The following is an 18,251-nucleotide window of genomic DNA, read 5'->3' as shown; positions in this document are numbered from 1 at the left end:
TCTTTACAGTTCCAATTTCAAATCTGCTCAAGGAGGAGTCACCTCCCGCTCTTTGACTGCTAACCACACCATGACCAAATGACAAATGCCCACTTCATTAAACATTCACGTGCTTCTGGGTGAGACAGGAACCTCTCCAGATGCGGTGAAAGTGCAATCAAATTGGCACGCATAAGCTTTCAATCCCGTTCGGCTTAACCTAAGTGTAGGAAAATCAAACAGGATCGCCAGCGAAAGTGAGTTGTGTTCAGACCAGCCCATGATCTGACGGTGCACTTTGCTGCGCTTATTTCTAAGTCAGTGCAAATAATACCTAGTTAAAATAATAAGTTAGTAGTTATTTGCGATTTCAGGTGCCCCGATGTCACGGGTACCTGAGTGAGAAACCAATCGTTTCTGGGGACGTATTAAATTAAATAATGCAATATTTTGCAACAATTTAAGTGTTTTTGCGTGCTTTTTAGACTTAATGTACACTGCACGGGAAAAAAGTTACCCATTTACTTAACGTGTCGCCCAGTTTGACCTTGCGTTCACGTTTGGATCTCGAATACGGAGGTGATGTGTTGGTGTTGTATGCTGTTTTAATGTGCCTGGGTGGATTGCTGATGCTTAATGAATTGCGCTGTACAGGCGTCACACGACGCTCCTGGGTGTTGTTGGCTGCGTTTGCTGGACCTGTGGTGTGGATCCTGTTTCGTGCGCACTATCGGCTTGCCTGGCTCAAACAGATGGGGCAGCAGTATTGTGTCTTGCGTGCGTGAATAAACCGCTTCTATGCGCTATGTCCTTAGCCTGCTGTGGAAGCGCAAAGTGCGTGATGTAAGGGCAAAATAGCTGCTCGCCTCTCAAACCATCAGTTTGGGAGAAAAATGTGTTCGTGAGTCAGGAGTGGGCCAACGGGCCCAGATAGGCATGCTTGGCTGTTTAGGGCCGTTGAGGCTGTCAGTTTACCAGCTGCAGTGTGGGCTTGTCAGACTGCTGTGCACGCAGGAATTGCTCGAACTCTTCAGCCGAGAGCGGTTTAGCGTAGTAATAGCCCTGAATGGTCTGGCAGTTCAGGCGTTGTAACTGATGCAGCTGCTGCTCCTGCTCAACGCCTTCAGCGACAACGTGCAGACCCAGGTTATGTGCGATCGTGACAATGGAGTCCACCATATTACAGCCACGTTCTGTATTCATATCGTCCACAAATGCTTTGTCTACCTTGAGGGTATTCAGTGGAAACTGTTTCAGGTAAGCGAGTGAGGAGTAGCCGGTACCAAAATCATCCATGGCCAGATGGATCCCGCGAGAACTTAAAGAGCGCATAATTGAAATTGCTTCTTGTGGATCATCCATAACAGTGCCTTCAGTAATTTCTAGTTCGAGAAAATAAGAAGGAAGTTGATTCTTTTGCAAGATGAGATCTATCCGGGCGGTGAGGTCGGGTAAGCTAAACTGTCGGGCTGACAGGTTAACGGCAACCCGGCCGTTAAATAGCCCCATATCAACCCAGCGTTTAACGTCTTTACAGGCCTTGTCCAGCACCACTTCACCGATCTCGACAATCTGACCTGTCTCTTCTGCGATGGGAATAAACAAGCCCGGGCTGATCACGCCTTTTTTCGGTGTGATGAAGCGGACAAGGGCTTCCATACCAACCAATGCGCCACTGGCAATGTCCATTTTGGGTTGATAGTAAACGACAAAGTGATCTTCTTTTAAACCGAACCGCATCAGGTTTTCAATTTGCAGACGCTTAACCGCTTGTTCATTCATCGAGTCATTGAAGAACAGGTAGTGGTTGCCTTTTTGCTTAGCATGATACATGGCCGTGTCTGCATTTTTCAGCAAAATCTCCGGTGTGCTGCCATCTTCCGGGAATAGCACAATGCCTACGGATGAGGTGATCACCAGTTCGTGGTTGGCCATTTTAAAGGGGGTGGCAATAACCGCCAGAAACTGTTTTGCGGCTTTACTGATGGTGTGAATGTCGTTTGTACCCGACATCACCAGTGCAAACTCATCGCCACCCAGGCGGTAAAATGTATCTTGCTGACGACACAGTTTATTGAGGCGCATGGCGAGCTTAGCAAGCAGGCTGTCTCCCAGTTGATGGCCAAGAGAGTCATTAATCTTCTTAAAGTTATCGAGGTCAAAGACCAGCAAAGCGTGATCGCGTTTTTGGTCGACGAGCTTCTTCAGATTGGTAAAGAAGAGATTTCGGTTGGGCAGGCCCGTAGTGCGGTCTCGATTCGACAAGTTGTGTAGTTGTGATTCTGCTTTTTTGCGTTCGGTCAGATCAGAGAATACCACTACGTAATTGGTAATATGGCCATGGTTATTTTTAATTTCATCAATAGAAATTTCGATTGGCAGCATAGTGCCAGTCTGGTCATAGAGTTTCAGCTCTTCCTGCCAGTGCTCGCTTTTTCTTAAAGCGGCTTTGATTTGATTGATGAACTGGCCATCATATCCGGGGAGCTTAAACTCGGTATTGATATACTGTTCACGCACACCTCCAAAGATTCGAATATAGCTCGGATTCAGGTCAACCAGACGGAAGGTATGATCGTAGATAGCAATGGCATCGGTCAGAGACTCGACACATTTAGCAAACAGGTTCAGGCGCTCTTCGGTACTCTTTAGGTGGTTAATATCGCGAATAGTGCCTGTCATCCTCAGTGGATTGAGATTGTCATCTTTTTCTATGATTTTGCCTTTGTCCAGCACCCAGTGATACTGTTCCAGGCTGTTTTTGACCCGATAAGTGGCTTCAAAAAAAGCGGTTTTCTCTGCAAAGTGAAGTTTCAGTTGTTTTTCTACCAGGGGGAGATCCTGAGGGTGTATCTGGCTGGCGTTGGGGATCAGGTGGGTGCCTGGTGTTGTATCCAACATAAACTTATCGTTAATACGAGTGATCTCACCACTGCGGATATTCCAGTCCCAAAGTGTGTCTCCGCTGCCTTCTACGGTGCTTTTGAGGCGTTGCTCTGAATGCTTGAGTGCCCTCAGTGAGAGTTTGGTTCGGCGATTTAAGATGACCAGGTAGAGCAAAGTGGCGGCTGTGACAAAGCCCACCAAAACGAGCAGTGTCGAAGAATGATTTTGCATAATGCCTGCTGGCAGGGGCGCACTCATTGTCGGCCAGGCCAGAAGCAACAAAACAGATGTAATTGTTTTTATAATTGTTGTTTTCGTCATAAGGCTTAAAGATTCAATTACATTTGATAATCTAATCTATGCCCCAGGCAGAGTCAAAAAGAAAGTCAGAAAAAATCCCTAATTTCGGACCTGATACGTGTATCTGCGCGTATTTTGCACATTGAGGCGGCAAGTGCGACATGAAAATGTAAGATTGGCTGGGTGATCACTACACAGCTACGAAAGTCTTGTTCAGTGGCGCGTATTGGCAAAGGTGCGCCACTGATATATCGGGGGGTTAATTACACCTGAGCGTAATTTTCGCAAAGTCTTCACAAATCAGCTTAACGATATACTGTTTCAGGTCATCAAACGTGAGCGCCTCAAGTGCTGCAATGAGTTTTTCCTGCATTGAAAAGGCGTGATCGTCAGTGCCAATGGCTATCCACAAACGTTGAGAGCGCAACCTCAGGTTCTTGTCCTTTTCTGCAATTTGGGCGTGCAATGCCGCTTTTACTTGTGCCCATTGGGTGGCCTCATAGCTATCCAGCTGGACAATTAAGTCCGCCAGATATTGGTGATGACGTTGCAGTAAAGTGGCGCTGTCATAACCGGACGACTGTACATAAAACGCGATACCGGCGCGGGTATTAAAGGGCGCATAGCCTGCACCAACCAGATAGCCAAGCTGTTGCTGTGTGCGCAAAGACTCAAAGTAATCCTGACTGACTAACTGGTTAAAGGCCATGACTTTGACTTTGTCATCCACGCTGCTTGTCGGTGCTTGAATGTATTCAACAAAAGCATGTTCCGCACCGGATTTTTCGATTTGCACGTGTTGATTTGACGTGACCAGGTTGAGTGGCTTTTTCAGGTCGTCCAGAATTTCGCTGTAGGCAAATAAGGCATGCAGTTGTTTTTGCATATCGAGCGCATGATCCAGCTGCCAGTTGCCGTGCATAAAGGCCTTAATGTGGATTTCCTTGAAGAAGTTGTCCCGAAACAGGCAAAACTCATTGAAGCTGATATTTTTGAGCGCTTTGGCCAGTTGTTCTGGTGTTGGGTTCCAGGGCATCAGATGGGCTCCCAATAAACTGAACAACTCGCTGACCGGTTTACTTTTGTTGTGGTTTTTCCAGTGTCGGATCAGTTGTTTTTTGTATTCCGCAAAGCGGGTGGCGCTGATCGGTTGTTTAAGCAGCGCTTCGACGAGTTGCAGCACCAGTTTGAGCTGGCTGGCAGACAGACCTGCGGTTTGTAAAGTTAAGCCGCCCTGATGGGAGCTGAGGTGATAGCTCAATCCGGCCAGCTCCGCTGCGTAAAATTGCTCAGCAACGCTGTCCATAAACAAATCAGCGAACAGCCGGGTCATGGCCATACTCTTGTGGTTCTCGACCGAACAAAGAGAGTCTATCTCTAAATAAAAGTGACCTTTGGTAACCCGAAAGCGGGTATCCTGTTTGAACCAAAAGGCAAACCCAGGTCTGTCTGTGAGCAGGGTGGGCGTTTTACGCCCAGGCTCTATGTCATACAGGCGGTTTTCGAACGCCAGGTAAGGGTTCGCAGCAGGCAAGCGCATTTCGGGCAGGGGCGTTGTTATGTGTTCGAGCGTTTGTAACCACTCCGTATTGATACGCTCTACCTGGTAGGGTGTATTGTACCATTGCGCCACCTTGCGGGTGGCATCGCTCTCGCACGTAATATTGGGGTGGATCAGGATCAGGCGCATGTTGTGCGGCGATAGCAGCTCCATCAGTTCTTCATGCAGTGCATGATTGAAGGCACTCATGCAATAGTCACCATAGAGTGTGTCTTCGTCGTCGTAATGGTGCATATTGATACTCAGCGCGCTAACCCAGTCGAGTAGTTTGCTGGGCTCCTGATTTTCGAATGCCAGTTCAAGCAGGCGCTTTTTATCTTCATAGAGTGCAGGTAAAGCAGCAATTTGTTCACGGATCAGGCTGATGTACTCGAACAGCATTTCTACGATATCCTCGTAGTATTCAATGCCCTCGTCAGTCAGCGCGAAACTGATATTAAAGTCTTTAAAATTACTGCCGTCTGCGCCACCGCCTGCAGACAGGGCGTTGATCCAACCATTTTTCTTTAAGATTGCATAGAGCGAGCCGTCGCCCTCATAGCCCAGCAGGTGTGCCAGAAAGCTCAGGCTTTTGAATTTATAAAGTCGCTCTACATCGGGCATAGCAAAGCTGACAATCAGCTTTTGCATGTGCTTGCGCGGTTCAATGTGGAGCAACAATCCCAGGTCCTGCTGGCGGTATAAAGGAACCTGAATAGCCGGTTTGGGAATATTGTGACCGGTTACTGGCGCAAAGTTGCGACGTGCCAGCTCAGCCAGCTCATCTAAAGGGTGCGGCCCAGCCAGCACGAGTGTCATCCACTGTGCCTGATAATGAGCGGCAAAAAACGCTTCAATTTCTTGTTTAAAATCACCGCTGTGATCTGCCAGGGTGTTGTGATTTCCGACTGAAAACTTGGCAAAAGGGTGGGCCGGATTAACGGTTTCTTTGTGTACCTGAATGATTCTGCGGTTATCATCTTTGACCTTCAGATTAAATTCTGAGTCAATGGCGTTGCGTTCGTCCTGTAATGCCTCTTCACTAAACAGCGGCGCGTAAAAGAACTCGCTGAATCGTTGCAAAGCCTCAGCAAACAGTGCTGCACGGCAATCAAAAAAGTAGCAACTGTGTTCGGTGCCTGTCCAGGCATTACTTTGTCCACCGGCGTGACTGACAAACTGAGAAAATTCACTGCGTACAGGAAAGCCCTGAGTACCGAGAAACAACATATGTTCAACAAAGTGTGCCATGCCCTGACGGCTTTGCGGATCGTCAAAATGGCCGACGTTAATTGCGAGCGAGGCTGCTGCCTTATTACTTGATGTATCTTCGACAAGAAGCACTTTTAGACCATTGTCCAGTGTCAGGTGACGATAATTTCTTTTATCATTATTGCTCAGTTTCAATTGTGTGCCGCCGATATATTAGTTAGAGACGTGGCTGCTGTTTCCGGGCTACTACTGGCAAGCGTCCATCAGGACGGTTGTGATAGCCGGTCACCTCTGAATTAGCCTGTATTTAAACTTAAGGTTTAGGTGCTTTTGTTTTAATATAGCGGACAATTTGGGGCAATAGCTACTACTTGCTCCTAATTTTCTTGCCAACTTTCGGAGTGCTATGAAAACAATTCTTATCATGCGCCATGGCGAAGCGGGTCCTATGCAGGCCAACGATGCGGCCAGAATACTGACTTCACGCGGGCACGCTCAGGCTGCTGAAATGGGTCAATGGTTAGCTGAACATTATCCGCCACAGGCTGTACTAGTGAGTCCCTATATCAGAGCGCAACAGACAGCCCAGGCGGTCCTGCAAAGCAACCCTGTATCATTTGAAGAGACATGCCAGGATATTGTGCCCAGTGGTAATGCTGCTGTCGCTATCGATTACCTTGAAACCTTAATCAGTATGCATGACACCATAGACACCTGGCTGGTTGTTGCGCATATGCCGATAGTCAGTTATTTGGTTGACCAATTGGTGCCGGGTGACATGCCGATATTTGCAACGGCTGCCGTTGCGGTGATCCAGTATGACCCCGAAACGCTGAAAAGCGAACTGGTTAAGCTCGCCACACCAGCGACCTGAATTGAGAACAATTTTAGGATAAGTTGGCCCGGTGCGGTCTAATGTCCTCCTTTTCACTACGATGCTTTAATACAATAGCATCGCTTTCATGACACCGGTTACCATCAATGGGCGGATGGTTTTCGGTTCTACCTTATGTTTGTCATAAAATGTACGGCACCGCATGTGGTTGGTTTTGCTATGCACTCCAAAAACAATGTGCTTGTGTGCAGATCTCGTGATTAAAGTGTATTTATTAGCGGTATGAAGAACAGACTGTTGATAAGAGCGAGATAATGACACCTGTGTTTCAATTCGGTAAATCCTTTTCCTGCCATCATATAGGCAAGAGTTTGGTAAGGACAATTGTCCTTATATTGAGGCTTTTTGTTGCGAAAAGTTGTTAACTCTTAGCTAACTTTCACGATATTTACAAAAATGTGGAAAATTTATATGCATAATTGCAGCAATTTGAAAATTTGCTGCTATAATTACGGCCGTCTCGTTCAGCCTCATACAGTCGTTTTGCACTCTCGCTAGTGAGGTCCGCGCTGCTTGTCATTTGCGCGTAAAATTGAGCGAACCAGCCATTGTGATACGGCGCCCAAATTAAAACCGTTGAACTTAAGAGTGCATACAAAAGGTTAAATCCAAACATGAAAGCAATGAAAAGATCTACGTTAGCAACTTTAATCAATGCGACGTTGTTCTCTGCTGTAGCAGGTACTTCATTCACTACGCTTGCAGAAGAAGCGCAAGCCAAAAGTAATCAACTGGAAGTGATCCAAATCACCGCGCGTAAGCGTGTTGAGAACGCACAAGAAGTGCCAGTTTCTGTGTCTGCTTTGCAGGGCGATAACTTGGACGCATACAGCTCAGCTGGTATGGATATCCGCTTTATGAATGCGAAGATCCCGAGCCTTTCGGTTGAATCTTCATTCGGACGTACATTTCCACGCTTTTATGTTCGTGGTCTGGGTAACACCGACTTCGATCTGAACGCGTCTCAGCCGGTGTCTCTGGTTGTTGACGAAGTTGTTCAGGAAAACCCTATTCTTAAAGGCTTCCCTGTATTTGATATCGAGCGCATCGAAGTATTGCGTGGTCCTCAGGGAACCCTGTTCGGTCGTAACACCCCTGCGGGTCTGGTTAAGTTCGACAGCGTTAAGCCAAGCCAGGAATTCGACGGGTATGCCGCGGTTTCTTACGGCAGCAACAGCTCAATTGACTTTGAAGGTGCGGCCGGTACAGGTATTACCGACAAACTTTCAACACGTGTATCTCTGTTAGTACAAGATAAGCCAGACTACATTGATGTAAAAGCACCAGGGTTCGAGAAAGAAGACTCACTGGGTGGCTACAATGAAAAAGCGGCACGTGTACAGTTCTTATATGAAGGTGATGACTTCACCGGTTTGCTGAATTACCACGTACGTGATTTGGAAGGTCGTCCGATCCCGTTCCGTGCGAACCTGATTGAAAAAGGTTCGAACAACATTAACCCGTTGTACGATAACGATGTGGTTTATCAAGATGCCGCGTCTCGTGCTACTCAACAAGTAGACACGCAGGGTCTGAGCCTGAAGCTGGAATGGGACCTCAAAGAGCACACCATTACTTCAATCACCGGCTGGGAAAGCGCTGAGATTTACTCGCGTGCAGACGTTGATGGTGGATACGGTAATAACTTTGCACCGACCATGGGTCCTGGTTTCATTCCATTCTCTTCTGAAACGGCTGATGCCATTCCGGAGCATGACCAGTATACGCAAGAGCTTCGCCTTTCAAGCAACTTCTCTGGTGACTTCAACTATCAGGTTGGTTTGTTCCTGTTTGAAGAAGATCTGACTATCGAGAGCTTCAGCTTTGACACTGGTGTATACGACGAAGCAGCTGGTAGCTATGGCCTGCAAAATGGTTACGCTGTGCAGGAGCAGGAGACGTCTGCATGGGCTGTGTTCGGTTCTTTCGATTACAGTGTGTCAGAGCAGCTGGACGTGACTCTGGGCTTACGTTACTCAGACGACGAAAAAGATTTTTACGCAAAAAGAACAGACAACCCAACACCTTGGAACGGCTCGCCTGACTTCCTGGAAGGTCGTGCGAACCCAAGTGACAGCCACGTGAGCTGGGACCTGAGTGCAACTTATAAACTGACTGATGACGTTAACCTGTTTGGTCGTTTGGCTAATGGTTTCCGTGCACCGAGTGTTCAGGGTCGTATTTTGTTCGGTGACGTTGTAACAGTTGCTGAGTCAGAAACCACGAACTCAATTGAATTCGGTGTCAAGTCAGACGTTCTGGATGGCCAGGGTCGTGTTAACGCAACCGTGTTTTACTTCCAGATGGATGACCAACAGCTGACTGCTGTAGGTGGTGGCTCTAACTTTAACCGTCTTATCAACGCTGATAAAACTACCGGCTATGGCTTTGAGTTAGATACTGAGTGGGTACTGACGGATGAGTTGAATGCGACGTTTAACCTGAGTTATAACAAAACCGAACTAGACGACGATACGCTTGCAGTTGCAGTGTGTGCGCAGTGTACAGTGACTGATCCAACCTACATGGTTGACGGGCCAAATGGCCCTGAAGCGCGCGCAATTTTGGATGGCAACAGCCTGCCGCACGCGCCAGAGTGGATCTCCAACGCGACATTGCGTTACACCACAGAACTGGAAAACGGTGAGTTCTTTGTATACACCGATTTGTCATACCGCAGCGAAATCGACTTCTTCCTGTATGAGTCAGTAGAGTTCACTGGTGAAGCACTATTTGAAGCCGGTGTGCGTGCGGGTTACGCGTGGAACTCGGGCGACAACGACTATGAAGTTTCTGCCTTCGTACGTAACCTGTTTGATGAGCAGGTGGTTATCGGTGGTGTAGACTTCAACAACAACACAGGCATGCTGAACGAAGAGCGCTTTGTGGGTGCTGAGTTCAAAGTGAAATTCTTTTAATTTCACCTTAAATTAAAGTAAAAACCCGTGGATGGTCACTATCCACGGGTTTTTTTATTAATACTGTCATGCAAGCAGACCCCAGTACTGGTAGAGTACCAGGGTAAATACAGAATTTTAGAGGAAGAAACTATGTCCGCATTTTGGAATTATCGCGTTATCTATTGTGAAGCAAATAAAGATGCGCCAGAGCAGTATCAGGTACATGCGGTTGAGTATAATGAGAATGGCAAAGCGGTTAACTGGTCTGAAACGGGTGAGTCACCTTATGGTCAGAGCATTGATGATCTTAAAGCCGATTTTACCCGTTTACAGACGGCATTTGATAAGCCTGTTTTGAAAGTGGTACGTAAACCGCGTGGCTATGAACTGGTAGAAAAAGACAGCGGTGAACCTGCACACGCAGAGCCACCTGCCAAAGCCTGATAACATTTTATTTATAAAGAAGGAGCGATGATGGGTTTAAAGGCAATCTTGTTTGATTTTGATGGGACGCTGGTGGATTCTGAAGCGCTCCATTTTCACAGCTGGCTGCGTGTGCTGGCACCGTTTGGTGTTGAGTATAGCGAGCTGGCTTTTTGTGATGAGTTTTCTGGCGTACCCACGCTAAAAACTGCTGAGATACTCCTTGAACGTCACAAACTGTCCAGCACAGCGCAGGCGTTATGTGACGATAAAAACCGGTTTTTTGTTGACACCGCAGCGACGATGCAGCCAAGGCTTATGCCTTATGCATGTGAGATCTTAAATTATGCGTCAGCGCACTGTAAGTTAGCACTGGTGACGGGGAGTACCCGCGCCGAAGCGATCCCGGTGTTGAATCACTACGGGTTGCAGCATTTCTTCGATTGTATTGTCACTAAAGATGATGTGGTTCAGCCAAAACCCCATCCTGAGCCATATCAACAGGCACTGTCCGCATTGCAGGTTGAGCCAGAAAACGCCATTGCGCTGGAAGACAGTACAACCGGGCTGAGCTCAGGTAGTGCCGCAGGTTTGAAGGTACTGGTGATCCCCAACGAGCATTCAGCAAAACAGGACTTTTCTCAGGCTGCCTGGCAAGTGCAATCGCTGCGCTCGGCGCAGACTGTAATTGACGAGCTGCTCGCACAAGGTTAGTACCAAATTGCGACTGGCGATTTCCTGACGCCGCGCTAAGCTCTGAGGGAGGATATCTTAACTCTGCCTACAAGGAGCGTAGCGATGAACATTCAACTGACAGGTTGGCTGTTGGCCTGCCTGTGTTATCTGCAAATGGCCTGTGCAAGTTCAGCCCCCGGTGTGCAATTGGCCAAAGTGTATCAGGCACAGCAGCCGGTCTCTCATTATCTGGTAAGCGAAAAATTTGATGGCGTCAGAGCAGTGTGGAATGGTAAGCAGCTGCTTACCCGAACGGGTCAGGTGATCCATGCACCCGCCTGGTTTACCTCTGAATTGCCAGATATGCTACTGGACGGAGAGCTGTGGGCTGGCTATCACAACTTTGAGTTTGTCAGTGCTGTGGTGCGGCGTCATCAGGCATCCGAGCAGGACTGGCGGCAAATACATTATCTGATTTTTGATGCGCCCAGCGTGGCCATGCCCTTTGCACAGCGGTATGACCTCTATTCTCAGCTTATCAATCAGCTGGCACAGCTTCATGTTCGCGCGATACCTCAGTATCGGTTTACAACCAAGGCTGAGCTGGATGAGTTTTTTGAGCAAGTACTGGCACGCGGTGGTGAAGGGGTTATGCTGCATGAACATCAGGCACAGCATCTGGCTGGTCGCAGTTCGGCCATTCTAAAGTACAAACCTTATTTCGACGCCGAAGCTGAGGTCTTAGAACATTTGCCCGGCAAAGGTAAATATCAGGGCATGATGGGTGCAATCCGGGTTAAAACGCCACAGGGCATTGTCTTTAAAATTGGTTCGGGGTTCACGGAAGAGCAGCGTCGTGAGCCTCCCCCAATTGGCAGTCAGGTGACCTACCGATATCAGGGCGTCACAAAATTTGGTAAACCGCGATTTGCCCGCTTTTTACGTGTCAGGCAACCTCTTTAAGGATTGTGTGGTAGACGTATACTGAGGCTTTTACTTGCCACTTTGCTGTGATACAGTGCGCGACCTTTTTATGGTTGTGAGGTGACAAATGATAGCAGGATTTGATTACGGTAGTTCTAATTGCGCAATCGGTGTGATGCACCAAGGCGATGTAACACTGGTGCCTCTGGAACAGGGCAAACCTTACCTGCCGTCGACACTATACGCGTTACACAACAGCCTGGTGAGTGAGTATGTCGCACACAATCTGGCGGGCTCAGCATTTGCAGCGGACTATCAGGCAGTGCGTAAGCCTTTGTTAGGCAGTGCAGCTATGGCACGGCGTGAGCTTGACCTGGCGCCTGACGAGCAAGGGGTGTTTGTTGGCCAGCAAGCCATAGAAGAATACATCGCGTTTCCGGAAGAAGGGTACTTCGTGAAGTCGCCCAAGTCTTTTTTTGGTGCCGTCGGCCTGAAACCGGCTCAGCTGGCATTTTTCGAAGACATTGCAACAACCATGATCATGGAGCTAAAAAGCCGTGCTGAGCGTCACCTGGAGCAGCCGCTCAGTCAAACGGTCATTGGTCGGCCGGTCAACTTCCAGGCCATTGGGGGTGAGGACAGCAACCGCCAGGCGATAGATATTTTGACGACCGCCGCGAAGCGCGCCGGGTTTAAAGACGTTTCTTTTTTGTATGAGCCTCTGGCTGCGGGTATTGATTATGAGTCCCGTTTGACCCAGGACCAGAAAGTGCTGGTGGTGGATATTGGTGGTGGTACCAGTGACTGCTCTTTTGTGCAGATGGGACCGGGGTTTCGTGCTAAGGCGGATCGCAGTGATGACTTTCTGGCCCACACCGGTAAGCGAATAGGCGGGAATGATCTCGATATCGCACTGGCATTTCACACCTTGATGCCAGTATGTGGGCTGGGCAGCCAGTTTACATCTGGTTTGCCCTTGCCCAACCCTTTGTTCTGGCAGGCATGTAAAATTAATGACATTCAGATGCAAAGTGACTTCTACAGTGCGCAAATGGCGCGCGAGCTGACCGGTATGTTGAGAGATGTCTGTGAGCCGGAAAAACTTAAGCGATTGTTAAAGATCCAGCGCAGCAAGATGACACATCAATTCGTACGTCAGGGCGAGCTGGCAAAAATTGCTCTGTCTGATCAGGATTCACATACGGCAATACTGGACTTTCTGGATAGCGAGCTGAGTGTCGATATTGGTGCGCAGACTATGGCTGAGTCGGTGGCAAGCTGTCTAGAGCAAGCCGCGGTGCTGGCTGAGCAGGCAATCGCTGAGGCAGGCACGCGTCCCGATGTGATTTATCTGACAGGCGGGAGTGCTCAGTCTCCGCTGTTAAAATTGGCACTACAGCAACGCCTGGGCGATATCCCTATGGTTAATGGCGATAATTTTGGTAGTGTTACCGCCGGTCTGACCAAGTGGGCGAGTCAATTATACCGCTAGTATATGGGGCGCTATAGCGCCACACGATGTGCCAGGTACTGCTCATAATCGGGGAGCTGGCGCTCAATCGGAGTGGTCATCATCATGGATGACAGCAACATATCTGCGGTGGTTTCATTACAGGCTACCGGGATATTCCACACAGCCGCAAGCCTCAACAACGCTTTGACATCCGGATCATGCGGCTGTGATGCAAGCGGATCCCAGAAGAAAATTAACATGTGAATTTCGTTCTCGGCGATTTTAGCGCCGAGTTGCTGGTCGCCTCCCATCGGGCCGCTGAGTAACTTAGTGACTTCCAAACCTGAGGTCTTTTCAATGAGATGACCGGTTGTTCCCGTGGCATAGAGTTTGTGCATAGCGAGCTTATCCAGGTGCCCCTGACACCAACTGACCATAGCCTGTTTTTTGCCATCATGCGCGACCAGTGCGATGCGTTTTTTAGCCGGAATGACCTGCGACTTGGTATCCATACTTACCTCATAATAATAAGTTAATTGCCAGTGCGACGAAGATAAAAGCAGAGATCCTGTCTATCCAAATCGGTGCACTGGGATGAGCGCGAAAATAGCCGGCGATTTTATCGCCGCTGTAAACATACACACAATCAATAGGAAAGGCCAGAATTGGATAGAGCAACCCGAACATGGCAAGTTGCACTGTGGTAGACGTTGTCAGGCTTTGATCAACAAACTGAGGAATGAAGGCGATAAAGAATAACGCAACCTTGGGGTTGAGCACTTCTGTCATCATAGCCTGAAACATGACATTTTGTTGCTTCTTATTGCTGACATGGGGCTTTTCTTCGTCGTTGTTCTCAGGCCGAGACAGAGTGTCTTTGAAAGTGCGTACCCCCAGGTAGGCAAGGTAGGTCGCACCCAGGTATTGTACTGTGGTATAGGCGGTTTCTGAGGCTTTAAGGATAGCTGACAAACCAATCACTGCAAACAGTGTATGGACCACTCCTCCCAGCGCAAAGCCAAAAGCACTTTGCATTCCGGCTGTGCGGCCGTTGGTAAAGGTCTGAGCCATTAAAAAGGCATTGGAAGGGCCTGGGGCAATGGCAATAATAAAGCTGGCAAATAAAAAAGAGGCGAGTAATTCCGGGTTTAGCATGACGGGCTCTGTTCAACATAATTGCACTTAGTGTAACCAGCTTAAATAAAAAAACCTATAAAAAATGCGGGCATACGCCCGCATAAAAACTGGTTATTAATTGGTTGGGGGATACCAACCAGGCTCAGTGCAGCGAGATAGATGGACACGCACGGTGCCTGTGCGTCTCGTCATAACACCAGCAGGTCAGTATCAGAACACAACAGTCTGAGTTGAAGAGCAAGCAGATGTGCTGCCTTGCTCGCAAACCTGATAAGTGTAGCTACCGCCACCTTTACCACTGATGCTATCTGTGTAGCTATTATTGTTGCTGGTTGTGACAATCTTGCTACCGTTTCGGAAAATATCGACCTGAGAGGTAGAAGCGCCTTGCCAGTTCAGGTCAACGTATTTATTGCCTTTTGATTTGTATCCTGAGGCGCTGAGCTGCAGGTCGCCGCCATTACCGCCACCGGCACAGCCATTGGCAGTCAGGTAAGCATCTGCGTCAGCCGCTTTAACGATGCCGTAGCCAAAGTACACGTCTTTACCAGCCGCACCACTATCTTGTGCTGTTGCTTTGAGCGCTGCACGAATTTCCTGGCCAGTACAGTCAGGGTGGTTTGACCAAACCAAGGCGGCGATACCTGACACGGCCGGGGTTGCCATTGAAGTGCCGCTCATCAGGCCATAATCTGAAGTACCAATCACAATGTTTGCGTTAGTGGCGGCTAATAGAGCTGTACGGTCCTCCAGTGCTGCACCTATTGCCGGGATGCTGGTGGTATTGGTGTCGCCCAGCGTACCGTAGAGCATACCCGCTTCATTATTGATGATAATGGCACCGACACCACCTGAATTTTCACAGTTGGCGACTTTGTCATGGAAAGAAATATTGCCCCGATCGATTAGGCACACTTTGCCACTTGCCGAGCTGTCGGTCGCTTCTGCTGTGCCCATGAAATATACTGACGAAGAAACGCTGCCACTGTTTTCCATCGCAGATGAAGCAAACGCTACACCATCAACGCTCAGGCTGGACGATGTTGCAAGACCAGCAGGGTAGGTAGACAGAGTGTCAACGCCACCAGCGGTGACTTCAACGCAGATGGTTTCATCTTCACTGACATTTTTACCTTTGCCGCTTTGACAGCTTGGGAGCTGAGAAAAATCAGCAATGTTATTATCAGCGTCATTTGCACCTACCATCATGACTGACGGGTAGCCAGCAGGGTAAGAGCGGACGTTGTTACCATCGTTACCAGCTGCCGCAACGACCAAGCCGCCAGCATTGTTAAAGCTTTCGAAAGCATTTTCCTCAGTGCTGTTTGCACCGCCGCCACCCAGGCTCATGCTGATGATATTGGCACCCGCCTGACTACACAAGTTTGCTGCGTGTGCCAGATCAGAGGAGTAACCCCAGCCTTCCGCATTGAACACTTTGATAATGTGCATGTCCACACCCGGTGCCATGCCGATCACACCGATGTTATTGTCCGCAGCGCCTACGGTCCCTGCCACATGGGTGCCATGAGGACCCCCATGCTCATACCAGTTGCCAGTACCCGAGTCATTATCTCCTGTGATGTTGCCCCAGATGAAATCCGGGTTGGACATATCCAGGCCTGAGTCGATGACGCAGACTTTCATGCCGGCATTAGCATCAAAGGTCACCTGGTTTGCCTGCGACTTGATAATACGCGTATGGGGCAACCTGTTGCTGCATAGGGTCGCCGGCATCATCATTATATAAACCCATCAGTTGACGCTTTTGGTCCACTTCTATCAACTTGATATGCGGGTTGTTAAGCAATCCCTTAACCTCACTGAGCTCTTTGCCGCTAAATGTGGCGGCAAGGAAGCCATCACCGTCTATGTGCAGCTGTGCACCCATTGTCTGTGCCAGTGCTTTGACTATGCCTTTTTTATTGTTATCAACCTGGATGATGAATCTGTCATCGGTTGTCTGAGCTGTTGCTGTGGCACATAAACCTGCAAGCAGGAGTGACATCGTAGACTTGTTGAATTTCATTATTATTATCTCTTGGTTTTAATTATTTTAACTTGGTTACATTGCTAACTATTGGTTAATGACTATTAAGATAGACGTAATATTACGCTAACGTAAAGAGAAATTATCCACATTGTTGGAATTTATGGGAATGAATTATTCTTTGTTTATAATTAAATAATATTAGTGGAAGTCTGGATATGTAGAATTTTTATTCTTATATAATAATGAAAATTGGTATCATTATCCATTTTGTGCCGAATATGAAGATAATGATACCAGGTTGACGGGTTGTTGATCAGGTGGAAGTATGCAAATTATCTTTGCAACGACTGAATAGTAAACATAAGAAAGGCAGCCCGATGAGCATATGCATGGCCAACTGCTCCGGAGCAGGTAACGCCAGTGGCTGGCTGGTCATCGCTAATAGCCCGGCGCCACTCATTTGCATAACTCCGATCAGGGCGGAAGCTGTCCCGGCCTGATTGGCAAAAGGAGCCAGTGCATTGCCCGCGGCAGCCCCAAGCGTAAAGGCAAAACCGATAGAGGCAATGTACATAGGTAACAGATACGCCAGCGGGTGAGTTTGCGGTGTGATTAACAACAAGATCCCACCGAGGGAAAATAAACTTAGGCCAAACCTCAGTGCTTGCTGCGAGTTACGTTTAATGAAGTGGGGCGCAGTAAAACTGGCAGCAATACTAATCGCGGCGTTGATGGTAAACCACATGGTAAATTCCTCAACGGGACGATTAAGCCCGGTCATGATCCAGCCCGGAGCGCCGACGACAAATACCAACATAGCCGCCATACACACCATTGTAATACTGGCGTTGAACATAAACTGAGGGCTACTCAGCATGGGGCGGAAGCGGCGAAAATCAAGTAAATGGCCAGAGTAAACTGTGGTGTCGGGTTTCGTTTCCCGGTACAGTGCCAGCACCAATACCAGGCCAACAACGGCAAAGCCTGTCAGAAAGGTAAAGTTACTGCGCCAGCCAAACTCTATGGTCAGCCAGGCTCCCAGAATAGGGGCCAGTGCCGGAATAAAGCAGACAATGCCGTTAAGGTAGGTGATCATCTGACCACTGCCTTTGTGACCGAAACTATCCCGTACAATTGCGAAGGCGCTGACAAAGGTGGCACAAGCTCCCAAGCCTTGCAATACACGTGCAAGCATGATCCAGTGCCATTCATCCAGCAAGGTGGCCAGCAGTGCCCCTACGCCAAATAACAGTATGCCGAACAAAGCAACCGGGCGTCTGCCATACTTGTCGGCAAGCGGGCCGGCAAGCAGTTGTCCAAGGCCTACAGCCAACATATAAATGCCGACCGTTTGCTGAATGTGCGCTTCACTGACGGCCAGGTCTTGTTGCATATTAACGAATGCGGGTAAGTACAGATCGATCCCCAGTGGACAAAACACCACTAGCAGAGCGAGTATAAAAATCAATAGTTTGCTGGTTTTTTGCTGCATGCTGTCTCCTTATGGCGGGTATTGTAGGGATCCTAAGAAAAAAAGACAGGACAAAGCGCCGGGATTAGAATTTTTTATTGTTAGGAGACATTAAAAAGCCGACTCTAAAGTCGGCATATTTGGAGACCAATATCAGGGTAATGAGATTTAGGCCGTACAAATGCTGTGGGCAGAGTTTTTGATTTCGTTTGCTGAAGCAAGGGCATTCGCGGTGCAAATGCTTTCTTCTGTGTTTTCAATCTCGTTGCCACGGGTACGTCTGCCACCCGCGATATTGGCAGTCATAAGTACAGGCAGGCGCGTGGTGTCCTTAGAAAGCATTTTGATTTGTTTTTTGATGAGCTTCATTTTATTTTCCTTATCGTGTTAGTTGTTTTTTTATTACCTATTTGTTTTATCTCATAATTTACAACTACGCAATGGTTTATTTTTTATTCTTTTT

Annotated in this window: 13 protein-coding genes and 1 pseudogene; 7 read left to right on the top strand and 7 right to left on the bottom strand. The window is 48.2% G+C overall.

What is annotated here, in order from left to right; translation table 11 throughout:
- Nucleotides 1-563 precede the first annotated feature (563 nt).
- Nucleotides 564-764 carry a hypothetical protein gene (locus AT705_RS25200; protein WP_157576686.1) on the top strand — a complete coding sequence of 67 codons (201 nt, stop codon included), beginning with the start codon at nucleotides 564-566 and terminating at the stop codon, nucleotides 762-764.
- Between the two features lie 181 nt (nucleotides 765-945).
- Here AT705_RS25200 and AT705_RS06705 read toward each other — a convergent pair whose 3' ends face one another.
- A complete protein-coding gene (locus tag AT705_RS06705) occupies nucleotides 946-3,186 on the bottom strand; it encodes a sensor domain-containing protein (RefSeq protein ID WP_058796002.1) in 2,241 nt (746 codons plus the stop codon).
- 238 nt (nucleotides 3,187-3,424) lie between these two features.
- Complete coding sequence (locus AT705_RS06700) at nucleotides 3,425-6,112, bottom strand: insulinase family protein (protein ID WP_058796001.1); 2,688 nt, start codon at nucleotides 6,110-6,112, stop codon at nucleotides 3,425-3,427.
- A gap of 211 nt (nucleotides 6,113-6,323) precedes the next feature.
- On the opposite strand from AT705_RS06700, the gene sixA reads away from it, so the two are divergent.
- From sixA to yegD, 6 genes are all read left to right on the top strand, one after another.
- Entirely contained in the window at nucleotides 6,324-6,791 is a 468-nt protein-coding gene (gene sixA, locus AT705_RS06695; protein WP_058796000.1) for a phosphohistidine phosphatase SixA, read from the top strand.
- 635 nt (nucleotides 6,792-7,426) lie between these two features.
- The gene (locus tag AT705_RS06690) at nucleotides 7,427-9,730 is read left to right on the top strand and encodes a TonB-dependent receptor (protein ID WP_058795999.1); all 2,304 of its coding nucleotides are present in this window, start codon (nucleotides 7,427-7,429) and stop codon (nucleotides 9,728-9,730) included.
- A 132-nt stretch (nucleotides 9,731-9,862) separates the two neighbouring features.
- Nucleotides 9,863-10,156 (top strand): hypothetical protein, encoded by a 294-nt coding sequence (locus AT705_RS06685; protein WP_010382584.1) that lies wholly within the window; start codon nucleotides 9,863-9,865, stop codon nucleotides 10,154-10,156.
- Nucleotides 10,157-10,183: 27 nt separating this feature from the next.
- Nucleotides 10,184-10,849, top strand: a complete 666-nt coding sequence (locus tag AT705_RS06680) for an HAD family hydrolase (protein ID WP_237113793.1) — start codon at nucleotides 10,184-10,186, stop codon at nucleotides 10,847-10,849.
- Between the two features lie 84 nt (nucleotides 10,850-10,933).
- A complete protein-coding gene (locus AT705_RS06675) occupies nucleotides 10,934-11,773 on the top strand; it encodes a DNA ligase (protein ID WP_058795997.1) in 840 nt (279 codons plus the stop codon).
- Nucleotides 11,774-11,861: 88 nt separating this feature from the next.
- Nucleotides 11,862-13,226, top strand: a complete 1,365-nt coding sequence (yegD, locus tag AT705_RS06670) for a molecular chaperone (RefSeq protein WP_058795996.1) — start codon at nucleotides 11,862-11,864, stop codon at nucleotides 13,224-13,226.
- A gap of 11 nt (nucleotides 13,227-13,237) precedes the next feature.
- Here the strand turns inward: yegD and AT705_RS06665 are convergent, their stop codons facing one another.
- The 5 genes and pseudogenes from AT705_RS06665 to AT705_RS06645 all read right to left on the bottom strand — a co-directional run bounded on the left by AT705_RS06665 (nucleotide 13,238) and on the right by AT705_RS06645 (nucleotide 18,157).
- Entirely contained in the window at nucleotides 13,238-13,699 is a 462-nt protein-coding gene (locus AT705_RS06665; RefSeq protein ID WP_058795995.1) for a methylglyoxal synthase, read from the bottom strand.
- A gap of 7 nt (nucleotides 13,700-13,706) precedes the next feature.
- Nucleotides 13,707-14,342, bottom strand: a complete 636-nt coding sequence (locus AT705_RS06660) for a LysE family translocator (RefSeq protein WP_058795994.1) — start codon at nucleotides 14,340-14,342, stop codon at nucleotides 13,707-13,709.
- Nucleotides 14,343-14,534: 192 nt separating this feature from the next.
- A pseudogene (locus AT705_RS06655) lies at nucleotides 14,535-16,353 on the bottom strand (S8 family serine peptidase).
- Nucleotides 16,354-16,630: 277 nt separating this feature from the next.
- Entirely contained in the window at nucleotides 16,631-17,809 is a 1,179-nt protein-coding gene (locus tag AT705_RS06650) for a multidrug effflux MFS transporter (RefSeq protein ID WP_058795993.1), read from the bottom strand.
- Nucleotides 17,810-17,956: 147 nt separating this feature from the next.
- Nucleotides 17,957-18,157 (bottom strand): hypothetical protein, encoded by a 201-nt coding sequence (locus tag AT705_RS06645; RefSeq protein ID WP_010382574.1) that lies wholly within the window; start codon nucleotides 18,155-18,157, stop codon nucleotides 17,957-17,959.
- Nucleotides 18,158-18,251: the final 94 nt, after the last annotated feature.

Origin of the sequence: Pseudoalteromonas rubra, from assembly GCF_001482385.1 — a bacterium.
Classification (GTDB): Bacteria; Pseudomonadota; Gammaproteobacteria; order Enterobacterales; family Alteromonadaceae; genus Pseudoalteromonas; species Pseudoalteromonas ardens.
Note: the sequence above shows the minus strand (reverse complement) of the source record. Positions and strands in the feature narration are given on the sequence as shown.

Excerpts from the sequence above, each read along its gene's own strand:
- AT705_RS06650 (WP_058795993.1), bottom strand. The coding sequence starts at position 17,809 with ATGCAGCAAAAAACCAGCAAACTATTGATTTTTATACTCGCTCTGCTA.
- AT705_RS06690 (WP_058795999.1), top strand. The coding sequence starts at position 7,427 with ATGAAAGCAATGAAAAGATCTACGTTAGCAACTTTAATCAATGCGACG.
- AT705_RS06675 (WP_058795997.1), top strand. The coding sequence starts at position 10,934 with ATGAACATTCAACTGACAGGTTGGCTGTTGGCCTGCCTGTGTTATCTG.
- AT705_RS06665 (WP_058795995.1), bottom strand. The coding sequence starts at position 13,699 with ATGGATACCAAGTCGCAGGTCATTCCGGCTAAAAAACGCATCGCACTG.
- AT705_RS06680 (WP_237113793.1), top strand. The coding sequence starts at position 10,184 with ATGATGGGTTTAAAGGCAATCTTGTTTGATTTTGATGGGACGCTGGTG.
- AT705_RS06660 (WP_058795994.1), bottom strand. The coding sequence starts at position 14,342 with ATGCTAAACCCGGAATTACTCGCCTCTTTTTTATTTGCCAGCTTTATT.
- AT705_RS06685 (WP_010382584.1), top strand. The coding sequence starts at position 9,863 with ATGTCCGCATTTTGGAATTATCGCGTTATCTATTGTGAAGCAAATAAA.
- yegD (WP_058795996.1), top strand. The coding sequence starts at position 11,862 with ATGATAGCAGGATTTGATTACGGTAGTTCTAATTGCGCAATCGGTGTG.
- sixA (WP_058796000.1), top strand. The coding sequence starts at position 6,324 with ATGAAAACAATTCTTATCATGCGCCATGGCGAAGCGGGTCCTATGCAG.
- AT705_RS06645 (WP_010382574.1), bottom strand. The coding sequence starts at position 18,157 with ATGAAGCTCATCAAAAAACAAATCAAAATGCTTTCTAAGGACACCACG.
- AT705_RS06705 (WP_058796002.1), bottom strand. The coding sequence starts at position 3,186 with ATGACGAAAACAACAATTATAAAAACAATTACATCTGTTTTGTTGCTT.